The organism is Streptomyces drozdowiczii (genome assembly GCF_026167665.1).
GTDB lineage: Bacteria > Actinomycetota > Actinomycetes > Streptomycetales > Streptomycetaceae > Streptomyces > Streptomyces drozdowiczii_A.
Window position 1 is genome coordinate 967,213 of record NZ_CP098740.1, and the last position, 22,749, is coordinate 989,961.

The window sequence follows — 22,749 nt, forward strand, 5'->3', positions numbered from 1 at the left end:
CGACACTCGGGACACCGGCGGGCGGCACGCGCGACGCGTGCCGCCCGCCGGGCATTTCCCTTGCGGGGAGCGTTACTTGAGGGCGTAGCTCTTGGCGGCCGCCGCGGCCTCGGCGGGCCTGACCACCTTCAGGCCGCCGGGGACCTTGTCGTCCGGCTTCATGATGACGCTCTCCCTGGTGGAGGGCGCCGCCGGGTCGGTGAAGTCGTGCGAGACCCCGAAGTCGGTGCCGAAGCCGGAGATGGTCAGCAGCGCCTTGTCAACGCCCTCGCGGGTGAGGTCCTTGGCGGCGCACGCCTTCTTCAGGGCCTCGCCGTACAGGTCGGCGGCCGTGTATCCGGCGATGACGCCGTTGTCGAGGCCGTCCTTCGGGTAGGCGGCGGCGTACTCCTTCGCGAGCTTCGCCGGGCCGCTGCCCGGGTCGCCGATGGGCAGGGTGGACGCGGCGACGTAGTAGTCCCGCATCAGGGCCGGGCCGGCCTGGGTCTTCAGCAGCTGCGGTGCGTACGCGGAGTTGTTGCCGACGACCGGGACCTTGAGGCCGGTGGCGGCGGCGACCCCGACGAACGAGGCCGCCTGGCGGGGGCCCGCGCTGATGACGACGGCCTTGACCCCCGCCTGCTTCAGGGCGGCGACCTGGGCGGTCATGTCGTCGTCGGAGGGCTTGATCATCTGCTGCACCACGGTGAGACCCGCCTGCTTCGCCGCGTACTCCGATCCGGCGAGCGCGTTCTCGCCGTAGTCGCCCTCGAAGTACACATGGCCGATCTTGTCGCCCTTGGCGATGCGCTTCTCCGTGAGGAGGTAGTCGATCGCGTTGATCGTCTCGACGTCGTACGTGGCGCCGATGATGCGTACGTACTTACTACCGAGCAGGTTCGCGGACCACGCCTGCGGCAGGACGAGGCCCTTGTCCAGGCCGTCGACGCGCTGTTCCACCGCCCCGACGAACGGGGAGCCGATGAACTGGACGAAGCCCAGCACCTTCGGTTCCAGCTCGGTGTATCCGGCGACCGCCTTCTGGGGGTCGTAGCCGTGGTCGCGCACGGTCAGCTCGATCTTTCGGTCGCAGATGCCGCCCTCGGCGTTGGTCTGCTTCACCCAGAGCCGCTGGGCCTGGGTGACGCTCTTGCCGAGCGAGGCGTAGACGCCGGTCATGTCGGTGAGCGCGCCGAGCGCGATCACCGAGTCGGTGACGCCCTTGCCGGCCTTCACCCCGCCCTCGGCGCCCTCTCCCCCGTCGGATGACTTGGCCTTCTCGCTGCATCCCGTGAGGGTGAGGGCGAGGGCCGCGCACACGGCCCCGAGCACACGCAGTTTCATTTCTTCTCCCCTGGATTCTTCCTCGGGCGTGTCAGGCCGCCGGGCAGGAACAGGACCGCCGCGACGACCGCGGCGCCGTACAGGTAGCGCGATGCCTCGCCCGGTGCCAGGCCGCCCGTGCCGGGGGCCGCGACCAGCGGCAGGGCGTCGCTGTAGTGGGTGAGGAGCTGGGGCAGCAGCGAGACGAAGGCCGCGCCGACGACCGCCCCCGCGACGGTGCCGAGCCCGCCGATCACGATCATGGCGAGGTATTCGAGGGACAGGACCATGCCGAAGTACTCGGGCACCGTCCGCTGGAAGACCAGGGCCAGGAGCACCCCGGCCAGTCCGGCGTACATGGAGGACAGGACGAAGACCCCGGCCCGGTAACGGGCCACCGGGACGCCCATCACACCGGCCGCGATGCGGTGGTCGCGGATGGCGTTCAGCGCCCGGCCCGGCCGCCCGCGCAGCACCCCCCGCGCGAACAGGCCGCTGAGGAGCAGGGCGAGCAGCGCCGCGTACCAGAGTTTCTCCGAGGACTGGAACGGCACCGCGGCCACCACCGTCTCGGTGTCGTCGAAGGTGAGGCCGAAGAGCGACAGCGGCGGCACCGGGCGGCCGTTGTAACCGCCGGTGAGGGACGAGGCGTTGAACAGCACATGCTGGCCGATGAAGATCAGCGCCAGGGTGGCGATCCCGAGGTAGGCGCCCCGCAGCCGCCCCGCGATCGGGCTGAACAGTCCCCCGGCGGCCCCGGCGAGCAGGACGGCGAGCACGGCGGCGAGCCAGCTGGGCAGGCCGAGCCCGGACAGCGTGTGCCCGTTCTCCGTACCGCCCTCCCCCGCCAGCACGCAGTAGCCGTACGCGCCCACGGCGAGGAAGAAGGCGTGGCCCATGGACAGCTGGCCGGTCGCCCCGGTCAGCAGGTTGAGCCCGATCGCGCCGATCGCGGCGGCCATCGCGAACAGACCGGCCTGGAGCCAGAAGCGGTCCAGGTAGAAGGGGAGGGCGAGCAGCAGCACCGATCCCGCCGCCCAGGCCCAGGTGCGGGGGCGGCGCAGCCGCGCGGTGACGGTGTACGCGAACGGGGTGGCGGTCTCAGACACGGGCCGGCTCCTTCGTGCCGAGGAGTCCGGCGGGGCGTACGAGCAGCACGATCACCATCACCAGGTAGGGGGCCAGGTCGCCGATGCCCCGGCCGAGGAACGACAGATCGCTCTGGTAGCCGGTCGCGAGCGATTCGGTGATCCCGACGATCAGGCCCCCGGCGAGGGCCCCGGTCGTGGAGTCGAGGCCGCCGAGGATGGCGGCGGGGAACGCCTTGAGCGCGGCGAGCGAGGTCGCCCGTTCCAGGCCGGGCGTCGGGAAGACGGTGAGGAACAGCGCGGCGACGGCGGCGAGCGCGCCGGCGACCGCCCACGCGGCGAGCGAGACCCGGCCGAGTCTGATGCCCATCAGCGCGGCGGTGCGCGGGTTCTCGGCGGCGGCGCGCATCGAGACGCCCCAGGAGGTGAAGCGGAAGGCGAGCAGGAAGACGGTGATGAGGAGGGCGGCGGCGACGAACGCGGCGACCCGGGTCTGGGCGAGGGTGATCCCGCCGATGGTGAGGACCCGGTTGCCCCAGGGGTCACCGAGCGCGAGCACCTCCGTGCCCATGCGCCGGGTGAGTTCGGTGGTCAGGAGGATGTCGACGCCGATGGTGACGATGGCGAGGACGCTGTGGTCGCTGCCCCGGTAGCGGCGCATCACCAGGAAGTCGACGGCGGCGCCGACGACGGCCGCGCCCGCGATGCCGGCCGCGAGGGCGGGCCAGAAGCCGATGTCGTCGTGGAGCACGGCGGTGACGTAACCGCCCGCCAGCAGCAGGGAGGCGTGGGCGAAGTTGACGACCTCGGTGGCCTTGAAGATGACGACGAAGCCGAGCGCGATCAGGGCGTAGACCGAGCCGATGGACAGGCCGCCGAGGAGGAGTTCGATGAAGGTGGTCATTGCGGTGCTCCCAGATATGCCTGGACGACGGCGGGATCGTTCTGGACCTCGGCGGGGCTGCCGTCGGCGATCCCGCGGCCGAAGTCGAGTACGGTCACGGCGTCCGCGAGCCGCATCACCACCCCCATGTCGTGCTCGACCAGCACGATCGAGATGCCGAGGCCGTCGCGGACCCCGGCCACGACGGCGGCCGTACGCCGGCGCTCGTCGGCGGTCATACCGGCGACGGGTTCGTCCAGGAGGAGCACCTGCGGCTCCGTGCACAGCGCCCGGCCCAGCTCGACCAGCTTCTGCTGCCCGTACGGAAGCGCGCTCGCGGGCCGGTCCAATTCCCCTTCCAGGCCGATGAATTCCGCGATCTCGCGGACCCGTTCGCGGTGCGCGCGGGCCTCCCGGGCAGCGGACGGCAGCCGCAGCCCGGCGGCCAGGAATCCGGCCCGGGTGAGCCGGTGCCGGCCGAGCATGAGGGTGTCGGCGACGGTGGCGTACGGGGGTAGCGCGAGGTTCTGGAAGGTGCGGGCCACCCCCAGCGCGGCGATCCGGTGCGGGGCGAGCCCGGTCAGCTCGGTCCCGCCGAGCCGGACGCTCCCGGAGGCGGCCCGGCAGACCCCCGACAGCACGTTGAAGGTGGTCGACTTGCCGGCGCCGTTGGGCCCGATGACGGCGTGCACGCTGCCCGGCTCGACGGTGAACGAGACGCCGTCGAGGGCGGTGAGCCCGGCGAAGCGGACGGTGACGTCCCTGACGGTGAGCTGTGCGGGGGCGGTCACGCGGACCACCTGCCGAGGGTGCGGACGGGGGTGTCCGCCGCCCGGTCCGCGTCGGCGGCGGCCGCCTCGTCCACGACGCCCAGATAGCGGCGGCGCACCTCGTCCGAGGCGGCCAGTTCGTCGGCGGGCCCGTGCAGGGTGACCTCGCCGACCTCCAGGACGTACGCCGTGGCGGCGAGGCGCAGGGCGATCGAGGCGTTCTGCTCCACGAGCAGGACGGAGGTGCCGGATGCGTTGATCTCGCGGACCGTGTCGGCGATGCGCTGCGCCATCAACGGGGCGAGGCCGAGCGAGGGTTCGTCCAGGAGGAGCAGCCTGGGGTCGGCCATCAGGGCGCGGCCCATGGCCAGCATCTGCTGCTCGCCGCCGGACAGCAGCCCGGCGCTCTGGTGGGCGCGGCGGGCGAGTACGGGGAACAGCTCGTGCACGCGGCCCAGCGCCTGGGCCGCCGCCCTGCGGCCTCGCGGCGCGCCGAGTGCTCCGGCGCGCAGGTTGTCCGCCACCGTCATTCGGGCGAACACCTGGCGGCCCTCGGGCACTTGGACGATCCCGGCGGCGACGATCCGGTCGGGCCGCAGCCGCTCCAGGGGGAGCCTGTCGAACCGGACGGTGCCGGTGGCGGTGCCGCCGTGGAAGCCGAGGGTCCGCGAGACGGCGCGCAGCAGGGTGGTCTTCCCGGCGCCGTTTCCGCCGAGTACGGCGGTGATCGTGCCGGGCGGGACGTCGAGGTCGATGCCGCGCAGTGAGCGTACGGGGCCGTAGGCGGCGGAGAGTGCGCGGATCTCCAGGGTGGGCATGGGGGTGTCCTCCTCCTTCCGCGGTTCCTGTGTTGCCACAGGTCAGCAGGGGGAGGAGGGGGGCGTCCATGGGGGTGGGGGGATGCGGTGCGGGTGCCCCGGTGGGGCGGGGCGGGGTTGTGCGGGCGCACAGGGCGGGGGCTCTGCCCCCGGACCCCGCGCCTCAAACGCCGGCGAGGCTGGAAAGCGCCGCGCCACAGTCAAGCCCCTCCGGCGATTGAGGAGCGGGGGTCCGGGGGCAGAGCCCCCGGTTCAGGCCAGGAAGTCGCGGGCGATCGACTCCGCCGCGCGCTCGAGGAGCGCCCCCGCCTCGGCCATGCACACCGCAGGATCCGGCTCCAGGTCCAGCAGCGCGTACGCCCGCCGGATCCCCGCCCCCTCCAGCGCCTCCGGCGACAGCGCCAGGCGGCCGCACACCGCCACCACGTCGACCCCGGCGGCCCGCGCCGCCGCCGCGACGCCCGCCGGGGCCTTGCCGTGGAGGGTCTGGGTGTCGAGGGAGCCCTCGCCGGTGATGACGAACGTCGCCCGGTCCAGCGCGGGCGCGAAGCCCAGGACGTCGAGCATGACCTCGATGCCGGGGCGGAAGCGCGCGCCGAGGGCGACGAGCGCCCCGTAGCCGATGCCGCCGGCCGCTCCGGCGCCGGGGAGGTCGGCCTGCTCGGGGCCGAGGAGCGAGGCGTAGTGCGCGAGGGCCGCGTCGAGCGTCGCGATGTCCGCCTCGGTCGCGCCCTTCTGCCGGCCGTAGACCTCCGGCGCGCCCTTCGGGCCCGTCAACGGGTTGTCGACGTCGCTGGCGAGGACCAGGTCGATGTCGGCGAACCGGGGATCGAGCCCGGACAGGTCCGCCTCGGCGAGGTCCGCGAGACCGCCGCCGCCCGGCCCGACCGGCTTGCCGTCCGCGTCGAGGAGACGTGCGCCCAGCGCGACGAGCATGCCCGCGCCGCCGTCCGTGGTGGCGCTGCCGCCGACGCCGAACACGATGGTCCGGGCCCCCGCGTCGACCGCGGCGCGCAGCAGCTCCCCGGAGCCGTACGTGGTGGCCGTGAGGGGTGCGAAGACGCCGTCGGGCAGGTGCTGGAGGCCGGACGCCTCGGCCATCTCGACCACCGCGGTGGTCCCCCGCACCGCGTAGGCGGCGGTGACGGGGTCGCCCAGGGGCCCGGTCACCCGCGCCTCGCGGCGCTCGAAGCCGGCGGCCACCGCCGCCGCCACCGTGCCGTCGCCGCCGTCGGCGACCGGCAGGGTCTCCACCCGTACACCGGGAACGACGCGCCGCAGCCCGGCCGTCACCCGCTCCGCGACCTGCACGGCCGTGAGCGAGCCCTTGAACTTGTCCGCCGCGACGAGCACGCGTGCGGTCTCCATCACTGCTCCGTCCGTCACCATGATTCCCTTTGCATTCGAACAGGCAGTCGCGCCGCCCCGACCCTATCCGCCGCACCCCCTCCCTGCCCATGGTCCGATCGATCAAAGTGCCCCTAGGCTGACCGTGTGACCACTACTGACTACGCCACGTATATCGCCGGTCTTCCCAAGGTGCTCGTCGGCGCGGCCTGCCTCTTCCGGGACGCGGGCGGCCGGGTGCTGCTGGTCGAGCCGAACTACCGGGAGGGGTGGACGCTGCCCGGCGGGACGGTCGAGTCGGCCGACGGGGAGGGGCCGCGCCAGGGCGCGCGCCGTGAGTCGCTGGAGGAGATCGGGCTCGACATCGAGCCGGGCCGGCTCCTCGTCGTGGACTGGGCGCGCGGCAGCGACCGGCCGCCGATTGTCGCGTACGTGTACGACGGCGGGGTGCTGGACGAGGAGCGGCTGAAGGCGATCCGGCTCCAGGAGTCGGAGCTGCTGTCCTGGAAGCTGGTCGAGCCGGCGGAGATCGACCAGTACCTGAAGGGTGCGCGCGCCTGGCGGACGCTCGCGGCGCTGAAGGCGCTGGAGTCCGGCACGGGCGCCGTGGAGCTGGAGGACGGGCGCCCCGTCGGCTGAGGCGGGGCGCCCGGTCAGCCCTGGGTCTCCGGCGGCCTGGTCTCGTCGTCGCGCGCGGTCTCCTCGCGTGCCGCGACGCGGGCCTCCGTGCGGTGGCCGCGCGCGATGTAGTCGCGTACGACGAGCTCGACCGCGTCCTGCGGGTTGCCGACCCCCGCGAGCACCATGACCTCGACCACGAGTTCCGCGTCGAGGCTGATCGCTACCTTCGCCATGGCGCGACGGTAGCACCGCGCCCCGGTACGGTCCCGGGCATGACTCTCCGCGCCACCCGGGCCTCGTACGACACCGTCGCCGCCGACTACGCCGCGCTCCTCGCGGACGAGCTGGCGGCGAAGCACCTGGACCGGGCGATGCTCGGCGCCTTCGCCGCGTATGTGGAGGCGGGCGGGGGCGGCCCGGTCGCCGATCTCGGCTGCGGGCCGGGGCGGGTCACCGCGTATCTGCGGGACCTCGGCCTCGACGCCTCCGGCACGGACCTCTCCCCCGGCATGGTCGCCGAGGCCCGGCGGCGCTACCCGGAGCTGCGGTTCGAGGTGGGCACGATGAGCGCGCTGGACCTGCCCGACGGCTCGCTGGGCGGGGCCGTCGCCTGGTACTCGCTCGTGCATACGCCGCCGGAGGAGCTGGGGCCGTACACGGCCGAATTCCACCGGGTCCTGGCCCCCGGCGGCCATCTGCTCCTCGCCTTCAAGGCGGGCGAGGACGAGGGCGTGCGGCTTGAGCACGCGTACGGGCACCCCGTGGACCTGGACGTCTACCGCTTCGACCCGGACCGGGTGGCGGGGCTGCTGGAGGGGGCCGGGTTCGAGGTGCGGGCGCGCCTCGTGCGGGCGGCCGACCCGGAGGAGCGCACTCCGCAGGCGTTCCTGATCGCGCGGCGTCCGATCGGGTCAGGTAGTGTGGACGGCTGCGAAGGGGAGTAGCCCCGCAAACCGGTCGTCGACACACTGGAACCCCGGTTCCCGGTGGCCGGGCTCGTGGATCATCACGGGTGGGCGAGACCTTCGGTCAGGTATGACACGCCCACGCCCCGTGGGCCGTGCCGTCATGCCGGGCCGAGTGGTCCTCCGAAACGCCGACCGGCACTTCGCGGAGATCCGGGGCCCGGCTCGTACAGAAAGCCACCCGGAATGCATCTCGACCCCCTGGCGATCATCACCGCTTTCGGGCTGATCTTCCTCGCCGAACTCCCGGACAAGACGATGTTCGCGTCGCTCGCCATGGGCACGCGCATGCGCCCGCTCTACGTCTGGTTCGGCACCTCGTCCGCGTTCATCGTGCATGTCGCCATCGCGGTGGGCGCGGGCGGGCTGCTCGGTCTGCTGCCCGACTGGATCGTCAAGCTGGTGTCCGCCTCGCTCTTCGCGTTCGGCGCGTTCATGCTGCTGCGCGGGGGCGGGGACGACGAGGACGACGAGGCAGGCCCGAAGACGGTGACCGGGTTCTGGCCGGTGTACTCGACGGCCTTCATGGCCGTGTTCATCAGCGAGTGGGGCGACCTCACGCAGATCACAACTGCCAACCTGGCGGCGAGCAACGGGACTTGGTCCACCGCGATCGGTTCCGCCGCCGCCCTGATGTCCGTGTCCGCGCTGGCGCTGCTCGCGGGCCGGTTCATCGCGAAGCGCGTACCGCTGAAGACCGTGCAGCGGGTCGGCGGGCTGTGCATGCTGGGCCTGGCGATCTGGACGGTGATCGAGATCTTCACCGGCTGAGTTGCGTATGTGCCGTACGGCGAAGGGCCCCGCACGAGCGTGTGCGGGGCCCTTCGCCGTACGCGCGGTCAGAACAGCGCCGGGGTGCTCGCCTCCGTACCGTTCTCGAACGCCAGCAGGCGCTGCTTGCGGTCCAGGCCGCCCCCGTAGCCGGTGAGGCCGCCCGAGGCTCCGATCACCCGGTGGCAGGGCACGATGATGCCGACCGGGTTCTTGCCGTTGGCCAGGCCCACCGCCCGGGAGGCCCCGGGCTTGCCCAGGTTCTCGGCGAGTTCCCCGTACGAGCGGGTCTCGCCGTACGGGATGAGCCGCAGCTGCTCCCAGACGCTGCGCTGGAACGGGGTGCCGTCCAGGTGCAACGGCAGGTCGAAGTCGCGCAGTGCGCCGGCGAAGTAGGCGTCGAGCTGGCGGATCGCCTCGGCGAAGGGGCGTGGATCGGGTACGCCGAAGGTCTCCTCCGGGGGCCGGTGGCGCTGGCCGGTCATGTAGAGGCCGGCGAGGACCCCGTCGGTGGCGACGAGGGTCAGCGGGCCGTAGGGGCTGTCGGTGACGGTGTGCTGCCGGGTCACGGGGCACTCCCTTCCGCGTCCGGGAGGTGGTTGATGGGGTGGTCGTCCACGGTCCAGAGGTACTGGACGGCGTACGCCCGCCAGGGGCGCCAGCCGGCAGCGCGGGCGGTGAGCGCGGCCGGGGTGGCGGGCAGGCCGAGGTGCTGGGCTGACCTGCGGATGCCGAGGTCGGTGGGGAGGAAGGCGTCCGGGTCGCCGAGGGCGCGCATCGCGATGACTTCCACGGTCCAGGGGCCGAAGCCGGGCAGCGCGGCCAGGTCGGCGCGGGCCCGGTCCCAGTCGGAGTCGGGGCCCAGGCGCAGCGAGCCGTCCGCGAGGGCCTGGACGAGGGTGGTGAGCGTGCGGCGGCGGCTGCGCGGGAGGGCCAGCTGCTCGGGGTCGAGTCCGGCCAGCGCCTCCGGGTCCGGGAAGAGGTGGGTGAGTCCGCCCTCGGGGTCGTCCACCGGGGTGCCGTGCGCGGTGACCAGCCGGGCGGCGTGGGTGCGGGCGGCGGCGGTGGACACCTGCTGGCCGAGCACGGCGCGGACGGCGAACTCGGCGCCGTCGACGGTCCTCGGCACCCGGCGGCCCGGTGCCGCGTCGACCAGCGGGGCGAGCAGCGGGTCGGTGCGCAGCTGCTCGTCCACGGCGACCGGGTCGGCGTCCAGGTCGAGGAGCCAGCGGCAGCGGCTGATGGCGAGGGTCAGGTCGCGCGGGTCGGTGAGGGAGAGCCGGCAGGCGATGTGGTCGGGGCGCGGGGTGAGCGCGACGATGCCGTGGCCGTGCGGCAGGGCGAGGGTGCGGCGGTACGCGCCGTCGCGCCACTCCTCGACGCCGGGGACGGCGGTCGCGGCGAGGTGGCCGAAGAGGTTGCTGGGGTTGAGCGGGGCGCGGTACGGCAGGCGCAGCGTGATGACGCCCGGGGTGGCGGGCGCGGGTGCGGTGCGGGCGGCCCGGGTGCGCAGTTCGCCGGGGGCGAGGGCGAAGACCTCGCGGACGGTGTCGTTGAAGGTCCGCACGGAGGAGAACCCGGCGGCGAAGGCGATCTCGGCCATGGGCAGCCCGGTGGTCTCGATGAGCACGCGGGCGGTCTGGGCGCGCTGGGCGCGGGCCAGGGCGAGCGGTCCGGCGCCCAGCTCGGCGAGCAGCTGGCGTTCGATCTGGCGGGGCGAGTAGCCGAGGCGGGCGGCGAGGCCGGGGACGCCTTCGCGGTCCACGACGCCGTCCCGGATGAGCCGTATCGCGCGGGCCACCGAGTCGGCGCGGGCGTTCCACTCCGGGGACCCGGGGCTGGTGTCGGGGCGGCACCGCTTGCAGGCCCGGAACCCGGCCTGCTGGCAGGCGGCCGCGCTGGGGTAGAACGTCATGTTCTCGGCCTTGGGCGGCACGACGGGGCAGCTCGGGCGGCAGTAGATCCGGGTGGTCAGGACGGCGGTGAAGAACCAGCCGTCGAAGCGGGCGTCCTTGGACCGGACCGCCCGGACGCAGCGCTCGGTGTCGGTGTGCATGGTTCAAGGATGGGCCACCGGTGGGGCGGGTGGCTGGCGGAAATCCGACATGGGCGTCGGGCTGCCTGGGGCTGCCCGACGCCCGTGTCTCCTGGTTCAGCCGCGCAGGGCCGAGGCGAAGATCCCCGGGAGCCGGGTCGCCTTCGGGTCCGCGGTGTAGGCGGTGAGGCGTTCCATGGTTGTGCGGCCGGTGCGGTTGGTGACGTAGTACGGCGGGCGCGGGGACAGGGACGGGGAGCCGGTGAACAGGCCGCGCGGGGCGGGTGCGAAGGGGGCGCGTACGACGGTCTTCTCGACGTGCTCCAGCATGAACGCGTTGTGCACGAAGCCGACCCCGCTGCCGATGTCCTGGCGGCTGTGCCCGGGGAAGGCGCCCCAGGGGGTGTAGCCGAGCAGGAAGCCGAACGCCGACCAGCAGTTGACGCCGAGGGTGCCGTAGCGGAGCCCCGCGATCGCCTCCTCGACCGCGCTGCGGTGGGCGCGTTCGGTGCGGGGGTGGACCAGCAGGGTCGCGCCGAGGGTGCCGGGGAGCCGGTCGTTCGCGAACTCCGTCGCCGCGCGCAGGAATGCGGGGGCGTCGGCACCCGGCAGCCGTACGACTCCGAGGGCGCTGGCGAACACCTCGATGTCGAGCATCGGGTCGCCCATGTCCGTGATGTCGGGCACCAGCAGGCGGCAGGCGGCCTCGCCGTGGGTCTCGGCGTCCGGGTGCGCGCGGACGACCGCTTCGAGGCGGTCGGCGGCGCCGGGGTAGTAGTCGGCGCGGGGCGGGAGTTCGCGCAGCACCCGGCGGATCTCGGCGAGCAGCCGTTCGGTGCCGTCCCACGCGCGGGGGACGACGAGGATCTGGCTGGCGACGCAGTTGTGGCCGGAGTTGTTCATCTTGCTGGTGACGATGTGCTCGGCCTGGAAGCGGAAGTCCGCCGCACTCCACGGTCCCGGGGTCACGATGCAGGGGCTGACGCCGCCGAGTTCGCTGGTGAACGGCTTGTCGTTGAGCGGGGTGTCCTCGCTCCTGCGCCGCTCGGCCTGCTCGTCGGTGCCCCAGACGATCGCGTCGTGGGTGCGTTCGCTGCCGGTGACGTGGATGGTGTCGACGCCGTCGTGGGTGGTGAGGTAGGCGCCGGTCTCGGCCCCGCCGTCCACGAAGCGCACCCAGCCCTTCTCGATGAACTCGGCGAACACCTCCTCGAAGTGCGGGCGCAGATAGGCGTTCACGGGGTTCATCTTGGCGAGGACGACCTCGCCCTCCGCGTACAGCTTGTGCAGGATGTCGAGCGGGGTGATCGCGGGGACGTTGCCCGCGCCCAGGACCAGGGCGACGGCCGGGCGGCCCTGGCGGCCCCGGAACTCCCCCGCCGCGTCGGCCAGCGCCTGCGCCCGGGTGGTCCCGGGCAGGGTCCACACCTCGGCGGTGAACCCGTTGAGCAGGAGGCGGTCCGTCCCGGTGGCGGGGAAGACGTCGACCAGGACGCGGCCCCCGCGTTCGCGGACGGCCGTGCGGTCGACCGGGTCCTGTCCGGCGGCGAGCCTGCGCAGTACGTGGAGGTAGGCGCTCACCGTCTGGGCCAGGGCCCAGGGGGCGGTGACCCAGTCCTCGGCGGCCCAGGCCGAGTCGGCGGCGTACCCCTTCGCGGCGGCGGCGTCGGCGACCATGGCGGGCGCGGTCTCGGCGATGCGCGGGAGCATGCGCTCCAGGAGGGCGACGCGTTCGGGGAGCGGGGTGGCGGTCCAGGCGCCGGCCCGGTCGCGGAGGCCGGCGACGGCGAGGTCGAGCGAGCTGGAGTCGAGTGCGGGGGCGGCGCTCACGGGCGGGCTCCTTGGGTGGGTCCGGTGGGGGGACGGGTCAGGGGGTCGGGCGGGCCGCGTCGCGGGCCGGGTCGATGAGCCAGAAGGATGCCGCAGCCCCCAGTACGAGGAGAAGACCGGAGAGCACGACGGCGTTCTGGTAGCCGCCGGTCCCGTGGGCGTCGACGAGGGCGCCGACGACGGCCGGGGCGGCCAGTCCGGCCAGGGTGACCAGGGCGTTCATGACGCCCAGCGCGCCGCCCGCCCTGGTGGGCGGGGCCAGTTCGCTGACGGTGGTCGCCGCGACGGCCGCGTACGAACCGCCGAACCCGAAGCCGAGGGCGATCAGCACCGTCTTGGCCGTGGTGCCGTCCGCGAGCGGGACGGCCAGGCAGCACAGGGCGCCGAGCCCGAGCAGCGTGCCGCCGACCCAGCCCCGGGCGCGGCGGCTGCCGACGCCGCGCCGCATCAGCCGTCCGGTGGCCCCGGCCTGGGCGAGCAGGACGACGGCGCCGATGGTCCAGGGGGCGACGACGACGATGCCCGCCTCGCCGGCCGTGTAGCCGAGGGCGTTGCGGAGGTAGGACGGCAGCCAGACCAGCATGAGGGCGACGGTCCAGTAGCTGGTGAAGTAGGCGAAGGTGGCGCCGATCCAGGTGCGGCTGGTGAGGATCGCGCGGTACGGGACCGGGGCGGCGGGCACCTCCTCGGGTACCGGCGCCGGGGCGGTGTCCACGCGGTGTCCGCCGTCGGCGCCGAGCACCTTCCAGACGGCGGCCCAGACGAGGCCCACGCCCGCCAGGACCCACAGCGCCGTGCGCCAGCCGTGGTGCTGGATGACCCAGGAGAGGCCGGGCGCGGAGGTGATCACGCCGAGCGTGACGCCGAGGGTGATCAGGGCGCCCGGCAGGTTGCGCCGGTCGTTCGGGAACCAGGCGAGGGTGGCCTGCTGGGCCACGGGGAAGGCCGGGCCCTCGGCCGCGCCGAGGAAGACCCGGGAGGCGACGAGGACGGCGAGGCCGCCGCCGATCGCCGCGGGCACCTGGGCCACGGACCAGAGCAGCGCCATGATCAGCAGCAGGATCTTCGGCGAGACCCGGTCGGCGGCGAGCCCGACCAGGACGGCCGCGACGGAGAAGAGCAGGAAGAACGCGCCGTTGACGAGGCCGAACTGAGTGGCACTCAGGTGCAGGTCCGCGCGGATCTCGTCGGCGGCGAGGCCGAGGACGGACTTGTCGGCGAAGTTGACCATCATGAAGACCACGAGGAGCACGGTCACCGTCCAGGCCCGGGTGCGGGTGCCGGCGGGTGCCACCGTTTCGGTGGGGTGCTGGGGCCGTTCGATCGGTGCCGCGGTCATGGGATCTCCTGGGAAGGGGGTGCGGAGGGGTCAGGAGAGCGGCACGCCGGCGATGGCAATGCGCTCCATGATCCGGCGCTGCGGGAAGTAGTCGTTGATCGCGTAGTGCTGGGTGGCGATGTTGTCCCAGATGGCGATCGAGTCGGCCTCCCAGTGGAAGCGGACCTGGTACTCGGGGATGCGGGCCTGGAGGACCAGGATGTCGAGCAGTTCGCGGCTCTCGGCGTCGGAGAGGCCGTTGATGCGGGTGCTGAAGGGCTCGTTGACGTAGAGGGTCTTGCGGCCGCTGCGCGGGTGGCGGACGACGACCGGGTGCTCGACCTGGGGCCAGGACTTGCGGAACTCGGCCTTCTGCTCGTCGTTCATGAGGGCGCCCCAGCTGGGTGCCCAGTCGTGCACGGCGGTGAGCGCGGCGATGCGGGCCTTCAGGTCGTCGGGCAGGTTGTCGTAGGCGGCGGCCATGTCCGCCCACATGGTGTCGCCGCCCGCCGCGGGCACCTCCACGGCGCGCAGGACGGAGCCGAGCGCCGGGTTGGCCATGAACGAGTGGTCGCTGTGCCAGATGTTCTTGTTGCCGGCGGCCTTGGCGTCCTTGGCGAGGCGCGAGACGCCGGCCGTCCCGGTCTTCGGGAAGAACGGGTTGGGCTCCGGCGGGCCCCAGACGCCGGACAGGGCGAGCTGGTGCTCGGCGGTGAAGCCGGTCTGCTTGCGGAAGAAGATCACCTTCCACTCCAGCAGCGCCTGGCGCAGCTCCTCGGCCAGCTCCTCGGTGATCGGGCGGGTCAGGTCGACCCCGTCGAGCACGGCGCCGAAGTGCGGGGTGAGCGGGCTGATCCCGACCTGCCGGTACGTGGCCGGCTCGGCGCCGGGCGCGAGCCGTTCGAGGGTCCGGCTCCCGTAGTGCATGAGCGGCTTGTCCAGGACCGGCTTGGGGTTCGTGACAGCGGTCTGCATGGGTATTCCTCCCGGCGGTGCGCTAATTACGTAACGAGCAGTATCGATATAGCCGGGCGGCGGGGCAAGGGGTGTGGCGAGGTGATTTACCGGTGGATTCGGTGACCGTCCGGGGGTGGGTTCCGTGACGGTCCGCCCCGGTTCCGGGCATGCGGAAGCGCCCGGCGGCGGGCCGGGTCAGGGACGAAGGGCGTTACGCGGGAGCGGCGACCGCGCGGCCGATCAGGTCCACCACGGAATCCACCAACTCCTGGTCCGGCAGGCGCTGTTCGCCGACCATGCGGAAGACCAGCGAGGCGGCGACGAGCGTGGCGGCGGCGGCGATGTCGACATCGGCCCGGACGTCGCCGCGCGCGACTCCGCGCGCCAGGAGGTGGCGGGTCTCGCTCATCACCCGGGCCGTGTAGTCGCGGTACGCGCCCGGCTCGGCGCCCGCCTCCGACGCGGAGCCGATCACACCGGCGAGCAGCCGCGAGACGCCCGGCTGCCGGTACGCCTCCATGCGCGCCGTCAGCACGGCGCGCAGCTCGGCCCGGAAGTCGCCCATGTCGGGGACGGTGAGCGGGCCGATCCGGGTCTCGGCCGCGGCGAGGATCAGCTCCTGCTTGGTGGCCCAACGCCGGTACATGGCAGGCTTGCTGACGCCCGCTCGGGCGGCCACCGCGTCCATGGTCAGCGCGCCCATGCCGTGCTCCGTCACCAGCTCCACGACCGCGTCGAGCACGGCCCGGGTGACGCGCTCCTCGCGGGGTCTGCCGGGGCCGCGCCGCGCCTTGGTCACCTGTTCGTCGGCCATGCCCCGACCCTACGCGGGCCGGGCCCATTCCCTCCCGCAGGGGTGCGGCCCCGGGCTCACCGGGTCAGCTCGTCGCGCAGGACGTGCTTGGTGATCTTCCCGGACGGCGTGCGGGGCAGGTCGGGGCGCAGGACCAGCTCGCGGGGCACCTTGTAGCGGGCGATCAGGGGTTCCAGCCAGGCGCGGACGCCGTCCAGGTCGAGCGCGGCGCCCTCGCGCGGGACGACCACGGCGACGACGGTCTCGCCCCACTGGGGGTGGGGCCGGCCGACCACGGCGACGTCCAGGATGTCGGGGTGGCCGCGCAGGGCGCCCTCCACCTCCTGCGAGGCCACGTTCTCACCGCCGGTGATGATCACATCCTTCATCCGGTCCACGACCGTGACGAACCCGTCCTCGTCCACCCGGCCCAGGTCACCGCTGCGGTACCAGTCACCCGCGAACACCTCGGCGGTGGCCTCCTCGTCGTCCAGGTAGCCCACCATGCGGGTGTCGGAGCGCAGCCAGATCTCGCCGGTCTCCCCCGCCCCCGCGTCCGCGCCGTCCTGGCGCACCACCCGCAGCTCGACCCCGGGCATGCCGCCCCGGCCGATCGCGCCGGCCTTGGCGACCTGCTCGGCGGGCGGGAGCGAGGCGCCCACGGGGCCCGTCTCGCTCATCCCGTACACCTGGTGGAAGTCCTCGGAGCCGTACGCCTTCATCAGGCGGCGCGCGGTGTCCGCGTCGAGCGGTCCCGCGCCGTAGATCCAGGCCCGCACGGACGAGAGGTCGTACGAGGCGAAGTCGGCCACCGCCTGGGTGGGTGCGATCAGGGCGATCGGGGCGGCGAACATCGCGGTGACGCGTTCGCGCTGGATGGCCTCCAGCATGCCCCGGGGTTCGTACTCGCGCTGGAGCACCACCGTGCCGCGTGTCAGCAGCGTGCCCATCACCCAGTTGTTGAGCGGGGAGGCGTGCCAGACGGGCATGCAGATCAGGAACCGCTCGTCGCGGCGGAGCGGGATCGCGGCGGCGGTGTAGGCGGCCGTCAGGGTGATCGTCCGGTGGGTGTGGACGCAGCCCTTGGGGGTGCCGGAGGTGCCCGAGGTGTACAGGATCTGGGCGATGTCGCCGTCCGTGCCCGGCTCCCCGGCGAACGGCTCGGCGGCCGCGATCCGGGCCTCGAACGCGTCGGCGGGCCGTTCAGGCGCCTCGGCGTCGGGGTGGCTGACCAGCCAGGTCGTCCCGGCGTCGGCGGCGGTGGCGCGCTCCCCGATCTCCGCGTCCACCACGGCGACCCTGGCCCCGCAGTGGCTCAGCTGCCGTGCCACCTCGCCCGTCCGGAGCTTGTGGTTGACCGGGACCAGGGTGGCGCCCGCGTACCAGGCGCCGAACGCGGCGAACAGGAAGGCCGGGGTGTTGTACGTCATCACGGCCAGCCGGTCGCCGGGGCGGAGCCCGGCCTCCCGCAGCACGGTCGCGGCGCGTCGGGCCGCGTCGGCGAATTCCCGGTAGGACCACCGCTGCCCACGGTAGACGACCGCTTCGTGGTCGCCGGCCGAGCGGACGGCGCTGTCCAGCAGGGTACTGAGGTGCATCACGTTCTCCTGACGAGCCGGACCGTGCCAACGGACCATGGCGGGAAACTCTGAATGATGGTTCACTTCTTTCATGGCCTACCGCAAGACCCCAGCCGAAATCAGTCGCCTCGAAGCAGCCAGGGAGCATCTGATCGCCGCCGCCACCTCGGTGGTCACGGAGGTCGGCTGGTCCCAGGCGTCGGTCACCGCCGTCGCCGACTCGGCCGGTATCGCGGCCGGCTCCGTCTACCAGCACTTCTCGTCCAAGGCGGCGCTGGCCGTCGAGGTCTTCCGGCGCGCCGCCGGGCGCGAGGTCGAGGTGCTGGGCACGGTGCTGCGCGAGCCCGGGACACCGGTCGAGCGGCTGGCGCGGGGCGTCGAGGTCTTCGCCCGCCGCGCCCTGGAGAACCGGGGCCTGGCCTACGCGCTGCTCGCCGCCCCGGCCGATCCGGCGGTCGGCGCCGAACGCCTCGACTACCGCCGCCGCTACCGCGCGCTGTTCGCCGAGGTCGTCCACGAGGGGATCGAGGAGGGCCTGCTGCCCGCGCAGAACGGCGAGATCACCGCCGCCGCGCTCACCGGCGCGGTCGGCGAGGTCCTGGTCGATCCGCTCGGCGCCGGCGACGGGGAGACCACCGAGGCGCTGCTCACCGAACTCGTCGCCATGGCCCTGCGCTGCGCGGGCGCGCCGCGCCCCTGACCATTCCGCGTACCCCTTCCCCTGGAGGCCCCCGTGTCCACGACCGTCCCGCCCCGCAGCAACCCCACCGCCGCGACCCACGAAGTAACCAACCAGGCACCGCCGCTGACCGGTCACGACGTGGCCGACGACGCGGTCCTCCTGGAGGGCCTGCGCCGCGAGGGCGCCGAGTGGCACACCGAGGAGCTGCACCGGCTCGGCCGCTACGTCGGCAGCGCGCAGGCCCAGGAGTGGGCCGAGCAGGCCAACGTCAACGAGCCCGTGCTGCGCACCCACGACCGCTACGGCCACCGCGTGGACGAGGTCGACTTCCACCCCGCCTACCACCACCTGATGAACGCCTCGGTGGGCGCGGGCCTGGCCGGTGCCGCCTGGGCCGACGAGCGCCCCGGCGCCCATGTGGCGCGCGCGGCCGGCTTCATGGTGATGTCGACGCTGGAGGCGGGCCACCTCTGCCCGGTCTCCATGACGTACGCCGTCGTCCCGGCGCTGCGGCACGCCCCCGACCTGGCGAAGACGTACGAACCGCTGCTGACCAGCCGGGTGTACGAGGCCGGGCTGCGCACCCCCGCCGAGAAGCCGGGGCTGCTCGCCGGGATGGGCATGACGGAGAAGCAGGGCGGCACCGATGTGCGCGCCAACACCACCACGGCCACCGAGGCGGGCGACGGGACCTGGCGGCTGCGCGGGCACAAGTGGTTCACCAGCGCCCCGATGAACGACCTCTTCCTGGTCCTCGCCCAGGCGCCGGGCGGCCTCTCCTGCTTCCTGGTGCCGCGCGTCCTGCCGGACGGCAGCCGCAACACCTTCCGCGTCCAGCGGCTCAAGGACAAGCTCGGCAACCGGTCGAACGCCAGCAGCGAACCCGAGTTCGACGACACGGTCGCCTGGCTCGTCGGCCCGGAGGGCAAGGGCGTGCGCACCATCATCGACATGGTGACGATGACCCGCCTGGACTGCGTCATCGGTTCGGCGGCCGGCATCCGCGCCGCGCTCGCCCAGGCCGCTCACCATGTGCGCCACCGCTCGGTGTTCGGCGCCAAGCTGATCGACCAGCCGCTGATGCGCAATGTGATCGGCGACCTCGCGGTGGAGTCCGAGGCGGCGACCACGCTCGGGCTGCGGCTCGCCGGGGCCGCCGACCGCGCCCAGCGGGGCGACGCGCAGGAGCGGGCGTTCCTGCGGCTGGCCACGGCGGTGTCCAAGTACTGGGTGTGCAAGCGCCAGCCGGTCGCGGTCGCGGAGGCGCTGGAATGCCTCGGCGGCAACGGCTACGTCGAGGATTCGGGCATGCCGCGTATGTACCGGGAGGCCCCGCTCAACGGCATCTGGGAGGGCTCGGGCAATGTGAACGCGCTGGACCTGCTGCGCGCGCTGGCCCGGGAGCCGGAGTCGCTGGACGCCTTCCGCGCCGAGGTCGAGGCCGCCTCGGGGGCGGACCGCCGGCTGGACGCGGCCTGGCGGGAGCTGCGCGGCGAGCTGGTCCTCACCGAGGACGCCCCGCTGCGGGCCCGGCGGCTCATCGAGCGCGCGGCGCTGGTCCTCCAGGGCTCGCTGCTCGTCCGGCACGCGCCGACGGCGGTCGCCGACGCGTTCTGCGCCTCGCGGCTGGCCGGTGACCGGGGGCTCGCCTTCGGCACCCTGGCTCCGGACACCGACTTCGCGGGGCTGCTGGAGCGGCTGCCCGCGTAGGACGCCCGCCGGGACGCGGTGAGCGTGCTTCACCGCGTCCCGGCCGATCGGCCACCCACCACCCGACGCCCGAAGGTGATTCGGGTGCTTCGACGTGCCCGGGGCCCCGTGCCCCGCAAGCGGTCTCATCAGCCGGACGCGGCATTGAACGTCCGGCCGCTCCGTGGTGTCATCTGCCTTATGAGGAGTGCCCGTTCAGCCCGCACGGTACTGCTGGACGCGTTCTGGCCCAGCCGTCGCGTCGACCACTTCGACCAGTTCTGTCGCTGAGCACTCCCCCCTCGCAGCCGCCGTCCCGATGTCCGAACGGGACCGTTCCTGAGCTGCCTTGCCTGAGTACGCGCGTCCCGAGGGATGCGTGACGTTCCCCTCGCACGCTCTTCTGCCGCGTCCGCGCTGACGTCCGTCGGCGGCCCGCGGCCGTGCCGTGCTGCTCCCAGCCCCGACAGGAGCTCAGCGATGTCCTGCTGCACCCCGGCCTCCGATGGCCGCGGCCTTTGCCATCCGTCATCCGCCCCCGGCCTCCTCACCATCGGGCCGCCGCCCGGTCCGTATCGCCCCACGCCCGCGCGACGTGAAACCCGCGGTCAAGTCCTGTTGCCCGGAGGGACGTTCGCGATGGGCGACGGCTTCGGCGAGGGATATGCGGCCGACGGCGAGGGGCCGGTGCACCCGGTGAGGCTCGACCCGTATCTGATCGACGCCACCACGGTGACCAACGCCGCGTTCGCCGCCTTCGTCAAGGACACCGGCTATGAGACGGAAGCCGAACGGCTGGGCGTTTCCGCCGTGTTCCACCTGGCCGTGCGGGCGGAGCCCTCCGACATCGTCGGGGAGGCGGCCGGTACACCCTGGTGGCTCGTGGTACGAGGCGCATCGTGGCGCCACCCGGCCGGACCGCTCTCGTCGGTCGGCGCACTGCGGAACCACCCGGTGGTCCAGGTGAGCTGGAACGACGCGCAGGCCTACTGCGCCTGGGCGGGCAAACGCCTGCCCACCGAGGCCGAGTGGGAGTTCGCGGCACGCGGCGGCCTGGCGGGCCGGCGGTTTCCCTGGGGCGACGAGCTCAAGCCGCGCGGAAGGTGGAACTGCAACATCTGGCAGGGCACCTTCCCGACCCGGAACACCGCCGAGGACGGGCACGAGAACACCGCTCCCGCGAAGTCGTACCGGCCCAACGGCTACGGCCTGTGGAACACGGTCGGCAACGTCTGGGAGTGGTGTGCGGACACCTTCGCCGCCGACACCTACGCCGCACGCGCCGGCGACCTGCCCGTACACGACCCGCGCGGCCCCTCCCACGACCCGGACCCGGACGCCCGCCGGGTCATGCGGGGCGGCTCCTTCCTCTGCCATAACTCGTACTGCTACCGCTACCGGGTCGCCGCCCGCTCGGGCAACACCGCCCGGTCGGCGGCTGCGAACGTCGGCTTCCGCTGCGCCAACGACGCCGCGTGACAGCACGTCCGCCCACGCTCCGCCCCCTCACTGTCCCTTACCAGCCCCCTTCGAGGAGAGATCTCATGCCCAGGAGAAACGCGCGGCTGATCGGCCTGCTCAGCCTTCCGCTGATACTCACCCTGCCCACCCTCGTCGCCCCCGCCTCGGCCGCACCGGCCCGACAGCAGCCCAGGACCGGCCCAGCTGCCGCGCCCACGCCCGCGCCGAACATCGTGTACGTCCTCGCCGACGACTTCGGCTGGACGGACGTCAGCACGGGCCGGACCAACGCCGGCCACCCCAGTGACTACTACGAGACGCCCGCCCTGGACCGGATCGCGCGCGAGGGTGTCGCCTTCGACAACGGCTACACCTCGGTGAACTGCACACCGACCCGCGCCGCGCTGCTCACCGGGCTGTACGCCCCGAGGCCCCAGAACAACATCTACCTGGTCGGCGATCTCAACCGGGGCGGCGACGACACCCTGTTGAAGGGGCCCGCCCAGGGGCGCGCGGACGGAGCGACCGCCCTGCCGAACGACGCGCGTACCATCGGCGAGCGCTTGCAGGACGTCGGCTACCACACCGGGTACTTCGGCAAGTTCCACGTCAGCCGGTCGGGTGCGGACATCGTCACGCAGCACGGCTTCGACGAGAACTTCGGCGGGACCAACGCGGGCGACCCCGGCGCCTATCACGCCGTGGACGGACACTTCCACACCAAGATCGGCCCCGCGCTGGACGCCTATGCCGGCGACTACACACAGGAGTACGTCGACCGGAACATCAAGCCGTACAGCCAGGGTGTGGGCTCCGCCGCCCTGGACGCGCTGGTCGGCACGGACAAGCACGTCACCGACGCGCTGGCCGACGCCACGCTGGACTTCGTCGACCGCAACAAGTCGGACCGCTTCTTCGCGTTCGTCGGTTCCTACGCCGTCCACACCCCGGTCGGCGAGAAGCAGGCCCGTGCCGACCTGCTGGCCAAGTACCGTGCGAAGGCACGGGGCCACAGCACCTCGAATCCGTCGTACGGTGCCCTGATCGAGGGACTGGATCAGAACGTGGCCCGCCTCGTCGACCATCTGCGGACCACCTCCGACCCGCGCAACCCCGGACACGTCCTCGCCGACAACACCGTCCTGCTCTTCAGCGGGGACAACGGCGGTGTGGAACAGTTCACCGACAACGGGCCGCTGCGCGGCCAGAAGGGTGAGCTGCGGGAGGGCGGCATCCGGGTCCCGCAGATCGCCTGGAGCACCAACCCCCAGCTGGTACGCGGAAACCGGGTCGACCACACCCCCGTGTACGTTGCCGACCACACGGCGACGATCGCCGCGCTCGCCGGGGTTCCGGCGGCCGACCGCGGACAGCTCGACGGTGCCGACCTGAGCGGACGGCTCAACGGCTCGGCTCCGCTGGACCGCGACGCCCTGTACTGGCATCTGCCCGGCTACCTGATCGAAGGCGGCCGCGACCAGCGCCCGCAGTCGGTGATCCGGTCCGGCAAGTGGAAGCTCGTCTACTCCTACGAGGACCGCTCCTGGCAGCTGTACGACCTGGCGAACGACATCGGCGAGGCCCACGACCTGGCCGCCGAACAGCCGGCGGTCGTCACGGACCTGGGCACGAAACTGATCCGCTGGCTGGACGAGGTCGACGCCCCGCTGGCGACCCTGCGTGCGGGCAAGGCTCCCCTCACGTTCACCGTCACCGGGAGCACGTACGCCGACGACAAGGTCGTCCAGCGCCGCAACGAGACCGTGGTCGTCCGGCCGGGCGAGGAAGTACCGGTGGTGCTCCAGGTGCCCGCGGCGGCCCGCTGACGTCGGCGGCTCC

The 22,749-nt window shown here is 73.2% G+C and carries 21 protein-coding genes; 7 read left to right on the plus strand and 14 right to left on the minus strand.

The features are described 5' to 3' along the window. Positions 1-72: 72 nt before the first annotated feature. The 6 genes from NEH16_RS04325 to NEH16_RS04350 all read right to left on the minus strand — a co-directional run bounded on the left by NEH16_RS04325 (position 73) and on the right by NEH16_RS04350 (position 6,229). The gene (locus NEH16_RS04325) at positions 73-1,323 is read right to left on the minus strand and encodes an ABC transporter substrate-binding protein (RefSeq protein WP_265539353.1); all 1,251 of its coding nucleotides are present in this window, start codon (positions 1,321-1,323) and stop codon (positions 73-75) included. Then, positions 1,320-2,411: a branched-chain amino acid ABC transporter permease gene (locus NEH16_RS04330; RefSeq protein ID WP_073965859.1), complete on the minus strand. Its 1,092-nt coding sequence runs from the start codon at positions 2,409-2,411 to the stop codon at positions 1,320-1,322. Before NEH16_RS04330 ends, NEH16_RS04325 begins: the two co-directional genes overlap by 4 nt. After that, complete coding sequence (locus NEH16_RS04335) at positions 2,404-3,294, minus strand: branched-chain amino acid ABC transporter permease (RefSeq protein WP_073965860.1); 891 nt, start codon at positions 3,292-3,294, stop codon at positions 2,404-2,406. Before NEH16_RS04335 ends, NEH16_RS04330 begins: the two co-directional genes overlap by 8 nt. Next, positions 3,291-4,073 (minus strand): ABC transporter ATP-binding protein, encoded by a 783-nt coding sequence (locus tag NEH16_RS04340; protein ID WP_265539354.1) that lies wholly within the window; start codon positions 4,071-4,073, stop codon positions 3,291-3,293. Before NEH16_RS04340 ends, NEH16_RS04335 begins: the two co-directional genes overlap by 4 nt. After that, positions 4,061-4,861, minus strand: a complete 801-nt coding sequence (locus NEH16_RS04345; RefSeq protein WP_265539356.1) for an ABC transporter ATP-binding protein — start codon at positions 4,859-4,861, stop codon at positions 4,061-4,063. Before NEH16_RS04345 ends, NEH16_RS04340 begins: the two co-directional genes overlap by 13 nt. 252 nt (positions 4,862-5,113) lie before the next feature. Then, the gene (locus NEH16_RS04350) at positions 5,114-6,229 is read right to left on the minus strand and encodes a glycerate kinase (protein WP_265539358.1); all 1,116 of its coding nucleotides are present in this window, start codon (positions 6,227-6,229) and stop codon (positions 5,114-5,116) included. Positions 6,230-6,355: 126 nt separating this feature from the next. Between NEH16_RS04350 and NEH16_RS04355 the strand changes: the two genes are divergently transcribed. Then, complete coding sequence (locus NEH16_RS04355; RefSeq protein ID WP_265539360.1) at positions 6,356-6,847, plus strand: NUDIX domain-containing protein; 492 nt, start codon at positions 6,356-6,358, stop codon at positions 6,845-6,847. 14 nt (positions 6,848-6,861) lie between these two features. On the opposite strand, the gene NEH16_RS04360 is transcribed toward NEH16_RS04355, so the two are convergent. Continuing rightward, positions 6,862-7,062, minus strand: a complete 201-nt coding sequence (locus NEH16_RS04360) for a type II toxin-antitoxin system VapB family antitoxin (protein ID WP_073965865.1) — start codon at positions 7,060-7,062, stop codon at positions 6,862-6,864. Positions 7,063-7,101: 39 nt separating this feature from the next. Between NEH16_RS04360 and NEH16_RS04365 the strand changes: the two genes are divergently transcribed. Both NEH16_RS04365 and NEH16_RS04370 read left to right on the plus strand, forming a co-directional pair. Next, positions 7,102-7,773, plus strand: a complete 672-nt coding sequence (locus tag NEH16_RS04365; RefSeq protein WP_265539362.1) for a class I SAM-dependent DNA methyltransferase — start codon at positions 7,102-7,104, stop codon at positions 7,771-7,773. Between the two features lie 207 nt (positions 7,774-7,980). Beyond that, positions 7,981-8,565, plus strand: a complete 585-nt coding sequence (locus NEH16_RS04370) for a TMEM165/GDT1 family protein (protein WP_265539364.1) — start codon at positions 7,981-7,983, stop codon at positions 8,563-8,565. Between the two features lie 68 nt (positions 8,566-8,633). Here NEH16_RS04370 and NEH16_RS04375 read toward each other — a convergent pair whose 3' ends face one another. From NEH16_RS04375 to NEH16_RS04405, 7 genes are all read right to left on the minus strand, one after another. Beyond that, positions 8,634-9,134 carry a methylated-DNA--[protein]-cysteine S-methyltransferase gene (locus NEH16_RS04375; protein WP_073965868.1) on the minus strand — a complete coding sequence of 167 codons (501 nt, stop codon included), beginning with the start codon at positions 9,132-9,134 and terminating at the stop codon, positions 8,634-8,636. Beyond that, positions 9,131-10,621: an AlkA N-terminal domain-containing protein gene (locus tag NEH16_RS04380; protein ID WP_265539367.1), complete on the minus strand. Its 1,491-nt coding sequence runs from the start codon at positions 10,619-10,621 to the stop codon at positions 9,131-9,133. Before NEH16_RS04380 ends, NEH16_RS04375 begins: the two co-directional genes overlap by 4 nt. Before the next feature lie 96 nt (positions 10,622-10,717). Further along, positions 10,718-12,430, minus strand: coding sequence for an aldehyde dehydrogenase family protein (locus NEH16_RS04385; protein WP_265539369.1), 1,713 nt, complete (start codon positions 12,428-12,430; stop codon positions 10,718-10,720). A gap of 37 nt (positions 12,431-12,467) precedes the next feature. After that, the gene (locus NEH16_RS04390; RefSeq protein ID WP_265539371.1) at positions 12,468-13,769 is read right to left on the minus strand and encodes an MFS transporter; all 1,302 of its coding nucleotides are present in this window, start codon (positions 13,767-13,769) and stop codon (positions 12,468-12,470) included. Between the two features lie 30 nt (positions 13,770-13,799). Further along, on the minus strand, positions 13,800-14,723 hold the full coding sequence (locus NEH16_RS04395) for a TauD/TfdA dioxygenase family protein (protein WP_265539373.1): 924 nt from the start codon (positions 14,721-14,723) through the stop codon (positions 13,800-13,802). A gap of 193 nt (positions 14,724-14,916) precedes the next feature. Further along, positions 14,917-15,519, minus strand: a complete 603-nt coding sequence (locus tag NEH16_RS04400; protein WP_265539375.1) for a TetR/AcrR family transcriptional regulator — start codon at positions 15,517-15,519, stop codon at positions 14,917-14,919. 56 nt (positions 15,520-15,575) lie between these two features. Continuing rightward, positions 15,576-17,096, minus strand: coding sequence for a class I adenylate-forming enzyme family protein (locus NEH16_RS04405; protein WP_265539377.1), 1,521 nt, complete (start codon positions 17,094-17,096; stop codon positions 15,576-15,578). A 73-nt stretch (positions 17,097-17,169) separates the two neighbouring features. Between NEH16_RS04405 and NEH16_RS04410 the strand changes: the two genes are divergently transcribed. The 4 genes from NEH16_RS04410 (at position 17,170) to NEH16_RS04425 (ending at position 22,736) form a co-directional block, all read left to right on the plus strand. Continuing rightward, the gene (locus NEH16_RS04410; protein ID WP_265539380.1) at positions 17,170-17,778 is read left to right on the plus strand and encodes a TetR/AcrR family transcriptional regulator; all 609 of its coding nucleotides are present in this window, start codon (positions 17,170-17,172) and stop codon (positions 17,776-17,778) included. 33 nt (positions 17,779-17,811) lie between these two features. Beyond that, on the plus strand, positions 17,812-19,470 hold the full coding sequence (locus tag NEH16_RS04415; RefSeq protein WP_265539382.1) for an acyl-CoA dehydrogenase family protein: 1,659 nt from the start codon (positions 17,812-17,814) through the stop codon (positions 19,468-19,470). Between the two features lie 459 nt (positions 19,471-19,929). After that, positions 19,930-20,928 carry a formylglycine-generating enzyme family protein gene (locus tag NEH16_RS04420; protein WP_265539384.1) on the plus strand — a complete coding sequence of 333 codons (999 nt, stop codon included), beginning with the start codon at positions 19,930-19,932 and terminating at the stop codon, positions 20,926-20,928. Positions 20,929-20,993: 65 nt separating this feature from the next. Continuing rightward, a complete protein-coding gene (locus NEH16_RS04425) occupies positions 20,994-22,736 on the plus strand; it encodes a sulfatase (protein ID WP_265539385.1) in 1,743 nt (580 codons plus the stop codon). Positions 22,737-22,749: the final 13 nt, after the last annotated feature.

What these genes read in the sequence shown, in the direction of transcription:
- NEH16_RS04345 (WP_265539356.1), bottom strand. Translation starts at nt 4,861, where the DNA reads ATGCCCACCCTGGAGATCCGCGCACTCTCCGCCGCCTACGGCCCCGTA.
- NEH16_RS04325 (WP_265539353.1), bottom strand. Translation starts at nt 1,323, where the DNA reads ATGAAACTGCGTGTGCTCGGGGCCGTGTGCGCGGCCCTCGCCCTCACC.
- NEH16_RS04410 (WP_265539380.1), top strand. Translation starts at nt 17,170, where the DNA reads ATGGCCTACCGCAAGACCCCAGCCGAAATCAGTCGCCTCGAAGCAGCC.
- NEH16_RS04425 (WP_265539385.1), top strand. Translation starts at nt 20,994, where the DNA reads ATGCCCAGGAGAAACGCGCGGCTGATCGGCCTGCTCAGCCTTCCGCTG.
- NEH16_RS04405 (WP_265539377.1), bottom strand. Translation starts at nt 17,096, where the DNA reads ATGCACCTCAGTACCCTGCTGGACAGCGCCGTCCGCTCGGCCGGCGAC.
- NEH16_RS04390 (WP_265539371.1), bottom strand. Translation starts at nt 13,769, where the DNA reads ATGACCGCGGCACCGATCGAACGGCCCCAGCACCCCACCGAAACGGTG.
- NEH16_RS04370 (WP_265539364.1), top strand. Translation starts at nt 7,981, where the DNA reads ATGCATCTCGACCCCCTGGCGATCATCACCGCTTTCGGGCTGATCTTC.
- NEH16_RS04335 (WP_073965860.1), bottom strand. Translation starts at nt 3,294, where the DNA reads ATGACCACCTTCATCGAACTCCTCCTCGGCGGCCTGTCCATCGGCTCG.
- NEH16_RS04365 (WP_265539362.1), top strand. Translation starts at nt 7,102, where the DNA reads ATGACTCTCCGCGCCACCCGGGCCTCGTACGACACCGTCGCCGCCGAC.
- NEH16_RS04395 (WP_265539373.1), bottom strand. Translation starts at nt 14,723, where the DNA reads ATGCAGACCGCTGTCACGAACCCCAAGCCGGTCCTGGACAAGCCGCTC.
- NEH16_RS04360 (WP_073965865.1), bottom strand. Translation starts at nt 7,062, where the DNA reads ATGGCGAAGGTAGCGATCAGCCTCGACGCGGAACTCGTGGTCGAGGTC.
- NEH16_RS04350 (WP_265539358.1), bottom strand. Translation starts at nt 6,229, where the DNA reads ATGGAGACCGCACGCGTGCTCGTCGCGGCGGACAAGTTCAAGGGCTCG.
- NEH16_RS04380 (WP_265539367.1), bottom strand. Translation starts at nt 10,621, where the DNA reads ATGCACACCGACACCGAGCGCTGCGTCCGGGCGGTCCGGTCCAAGGAC.
- NEH16_RS04420 (WP_265539384.1), top strand. Translation starts at nt 19,930, where the DNA reads ATGTCCTGCTGCACCCCGGCCTCCGATGGCCGCGGCCTTTGCCATCCG.
- NEH16_RS04400 (WP_265539375.1), bottom strand. Translation starts at nt 15,519, where the DNA reads ATGGCCGACGAACAGGTGACCAAGGCGCGGCGCGGCCCCGGCAGACCC.